Origin of the sequence: Mesorhizobium sp. M7A.F.Ca.ET.027.02.1.1, from assembly GCF_004022985.1 — a bacterium.
In the GTDB taxonomy this organism is placed as follows: Bacteria; Pseudomonadota; Alphaproteobacteria; order Rhizobiales; family Rhizobiaceae; genus Mesorhizobium.
This window is the reverse complement of sequence record NZ_RZOL01000524.1, coordinates 1-3,592: the sequence shown is the minus strand read 5'-3', so window position 1 is coordinate 3,592 and position 3,592 is coordinate 1. Positions and strand designations below refer to the sequence as shown.

General features: G+C 61.8%; 5 protein-coding genes. 3 read left to right on the top strand and 2 right to left on the bottom strand.

Annotated elements, in window-relative coordinates; all coding sequences use genetic code 11:
• Both EN749_RS32655 and EN749_RS32650 read right to left on the bottom strand, forming a co-directional pair.
• Positions 1-556 (bottom strand): benzoate/H(+) symporter BenE family transporter (locus tag EN749_RS32655; protein ID WP_189367870.1); only part of this gene is annotated, 556 nt, incomplete at its 3' end.
• The gene (locus tag EN749_RS32650) at positions 556-1,326 is read right to left on the bottom strand and encodes an alpha/beta hydrolase (protein WP_128364714.1); all 771 of its coding nucleotides are present in this window, start codon (positions 1,324-1,326) and stop codon (positions 556-558) included. The genes EN749_RS32655 and EN749_RS32650, both read right to left, overlap by 1 nt.
• A 205-nt stretch (positions 1,327-1,531) precedes the next feature.
• Between EN749_RS32650 and infC the strand changes: the two genes are divergently transcribed.
• The 3 genes from infC to EN749_RS32635 form a co-directional block, all read left to right on the top strand.
• Entirely contained in the window at positions 1,532-2,068 is a 537-nt protein-coding gene (gene infC / locus EN749_RS32645; RefSeq protein WP_013528312.1) for a translation initiation factor IF-3, read from the top strand.
• A gap of 128 nt (positions 2,069-2,196) precedes the next feature.
• The gene (locus tag EN749_RS32640; protein ID WP_128364713.1) at positions 2,197-2,823 is read left to right on the top strand and encodes an isoprenylcysteine carboxylmethyltransferase family protein; all 627 of its coding nucleotides are present in this window, start codon (positions 2,197-2,199) and stop codon (positions 2,821-2,823) included.
• Between the two features lie 142 nt (positions 2,824-2,965).
• The coding region (locus EN749_RS32635; RefSeq protein ID WP_145991103.1) for an isoprenylcysteine carboxylmethyltransferase family protein at positions 2,966-3,592 on the top strand (627 nt) is incomplete at its 3' end.

Below are 3,592 nucleotides of genomic sequence, written 5' to 3'. Positions count from 1 at the left end.
TGGGCAGGCCCCCGACACGGCCGGTGAGGAAGGCGGCGAGGCCACCGCCAATCAGAACCGCCAGCACCGACAGCGCCGGGTTGTACAGCCTGATAACGAAGAAGGCAGCGATCAGCGGCAGGATCAGCCACGGGTCGATTGGAATGGTTTTCACCGCATTGAGCGCGAAGGTGACGACGATACCAGCCAGCATGCCCGAGGCAACGGAGGGCGGTATCCTCGAGATCAGCTTGGTCAGGGGCCGAAACAGCCCTGTGGCGACCAGAAGGACGCCGGTGACGATGAAGGCGGCGACGGCCTCGCTCATCGAAAAGCCGCTCGATGCCGCGATCAGCGCCAGGCCCGGCGTCGACCATGCGGTGATGACAGGCATCTTCGTGCGCCATGACAGCCACAGGCTCTCGATCGCCATGGCCAGGCAGATCGTCGTCACCCAGCTTGCCGTCTCGATCTGCGTCGCGCCGACTGCGTTGGCGGCGGCGATGACGATGGCCAGCGTGCCGCCGAAGCCGACGATCGCCGCGACGAAAGCGGATATCGGAATGGATGCGCGCATCAGTTTCCCCTCTGCACCATCGCATCGACGGCCCTAACCAGCATGTCGAGATCTTGGGGTCGCGACAGGCGATGGTCGCCGTCGGGGATCAGTGACAGTGTCACGTCGTCGGCGGGCAGCAGGCTGACCAGCTTCAGCGCATGGCTTGCCGGCACATCTGCATCGGCCAGACCCTGCAGGATGTGCACCGGGCAATGGGTGTCGATCGGGCCTGTCATAACCCGGTTGTCGCGCCCGTCCTCGATCAGCGCGCGGGTGTAGATGTAGGGTTCCGTGGAATAGTCCGACGGCTCTTCGAAGAAACCTTTTTTGGCGAGATCGCGCTTCTGCGCCTTGGTCAGCACCGGTTCGACCAGTTCGGCGGTGAAATCCGGGGCCGGCGCCAGCAGCACCAGGCCGGCGACGTTGCTATCGCCTGCCTTGCGCAATTCCTGCACCATGCGCAGCGCGATCCAGGCCCCCATCGAGGAGCCGACCAGGACCTGGCTGCCCCGGGTGAAATGCCGGAACACGGCAAGGCTTTGCGCAAGCCATGTCGAAATCGTGCCGTCGGCAAAGGCGCCGCCGGATTCGCCATGGCCGGAATAATCGTGGCGCAGGAAGGCGCGGCCTTCTTTTGCCGCCCAGTCCGACAGCGTCTGAGCCTTCGTGCCCAGCATGTCCGACTTGTAGCCGCCGAGCCAGACGATGCCCGGCGTAGAGCCAGCAGTATGGCGCACCGCGATGCGCGATCCATCTACATCCAGAAAGATTGGGGGCGTGGCAGTCATGGCTTTTCCTCAACGCCGGTCTTGTGACACGGACGGTGGCGTGGCGAAAAGTGCTCACGATGCTGTTTGTTTGGTGCAGAGCAGCGATCAGGGTGATTTTCTGTCAATGCTGTGCTATTGACTCCGCCCGCGCGCTCACCACATTGGCGCGTCCATGCATCAACACTGACAGACCCTGAACGAAACGGCCAAGGAGACCACGACCATTCGCAGACCTTTCAAAGCAGCGGCGCCGACCAAGGATGGCCCGCGCTCCAACCGTGACATCCGGGTTCCCCGGGTCCAGCTTATCGACGCCGAAGGCCAGAACCGCGGCGATGTTTCCATCAACGACGCATTGCTGCTCGCCGAAGAGGCTGGGCTCGATCTCGTCGAGATATCGCCCAATGCGGTGCCCCCCGTCGTCAAGATACTCGATCTCGGCAAACTGAAATACGCCAACCAGAAGAAGGCGGCCGAGGCGCGCAAGAACCAGAAGGTCATCGAGATCAAGGAGATCAAGATGCGCCCGAACATCGACAGCCATGACTACGAGACCAAGATGAAGGCGGTTCGCCGCTTCTTCGAGGAAGGCGACAAGGTCAAGCTGACGCTGCGCTTCCGTGGCCGCGAGATGGCGCATATGGAACTCGGCATGCAGCTTCTGAACAAGGTCCGCGAGGAAGTGGCGACGATCGCCAAGGTCGAGGCGGAACCGAAGCTCGAAGGCCGCCAGATGATGATGGTGCTGTCGCCGCGCTAGAGCGATCCCCGTCAAAAGCAAAGGCCGCTTCGGCGGCCTTTTGTTTGTTTTGTCTTCGCCATGATTTCTCCGCAAGTTGCATCGACAAGGATTCTGGTTGCCGGTCCTCGCGGCGAAAGGATTCTCCCATGACCGCTGCGGCACGTTCTACAAGTGAAATGGGTCGCTATCAGCGGCGCCGGCGCGTCCTGCTGGCGCTGCTAATAGGTGCTTTTTGCGCTTTGCTGATCTTCGGCGGCTCCCCGCACGATGAACTAACCCACGAACGCATAGAGGCGCACGGGATCGCCCTGATACTGATCGGGATCGGCGGCCGGCTCTGGTCGATCCTCTATATCGGCGGCCGCAAGTCGGCCGAAGTGGTTACGACCGGCCCCTATTCGGTGATGCGCAACCCGCTGTATTTTTTCTCCACCGTAGCGGCCGTCGGCATCGGCACCCAGACCGGCAGCGCGATCGTCGCGGTAGCGTCGGCGGTTTTGTGCGCGGCCGCGTTCCACATCGTCACGCTGCGCGAGGAACGGCATTTGACGACCGTGCTCGGGGCGCCGTACAAGGACTACGTCGCACGGGTGCCGCGTTTTTTTCCAAATCCCCGGCTTTATCGCGATCGGGCCGAGGTCACCTTCACACCGCGCATCTTCAATCACACGCTGCGCGACGGCTTGATGTTTCTGGTTTCCATACCGTTTTTCGAACTCATCGAGTCCGGACAGGAAAGCGGTGTGATTCCCGTCCTCTTCTGGCTGTATTGAGCGGCGATAGGCAGTCAAAAGAGGCGACATGCATTAAATCCGCCTGAATTATCCTGCAAGTCATCCCAACGATCGGCGGGGCCCTGTTTCCTTGGCCAGAAGCTGCGATCGCGGGCAAGTTTCTCGACGATCGGATTCCGCCATGGTCAATGAAATCAAGTCTGCGCCCGTCGAGGCACACGGGCTGGGCAACTACCAGCATATGCGCCGCATGGTGCTTGCGGTGCTGGTGGTGGTGCTGTTTCTGGCACTGCTGTTCGGCCAATCAAGTTTTCCGCCTGAAACCTGGATGCATGAGTCGATCGAAATGTTCGGCGTGCTGCTGATTTTCCTCGGCATCGTCGGGCGCCTTTGGGCGACGCTCTACATAGGCGGGCGCAAATCTTCCGAGGTGGTGACCGGCGGGCCCTACTCGATAACCCGCAACCCGCTCTATGTGTTCTCGACCGTGGCCGCGGCCGGCGTCGGCGCCCAGATCGGCTCGTTCTCCGGCATCATCCTCTTTGCGCTGCTGTGCGCGGGTGCCTTCCACATCGTCATCCTGCGCGAAGAGAAGTTCCTCAAGGAAGCGCTCGGCGCGCCGTACCAGGCCTATCTGGAGAAGGTGCCGCGCTTCTTCCCGAAGCTGTCGCTCTACCAGGAGGGCGATACGGGCAGCTTCAAGCCCCGCCTGCTGCTGACCACGCTGCTCGACGGCCTGGTGTTTCTCATCGCCCTGCCGGCCTTCGAACTGATAGACGGAGCCCAGCTGTCAGGCATGTTGCCGGTC

Coding starts and splice junctions, on each gene's coding strand:
- EN749_RS32650 (WP_128364714.1), bottom strand. CDS start 1,326: ATGACTGCCACGCCCCCAATCTTTCTGGATGTAGATGGATCGCGCATC.
- EN749_RS32640 (WP_128364713.1), top strand. CDS start 2,197: ATGACCGCTGCGGCACGTTCTACAAGTGAAATGGGTCGCTATCAGCGG.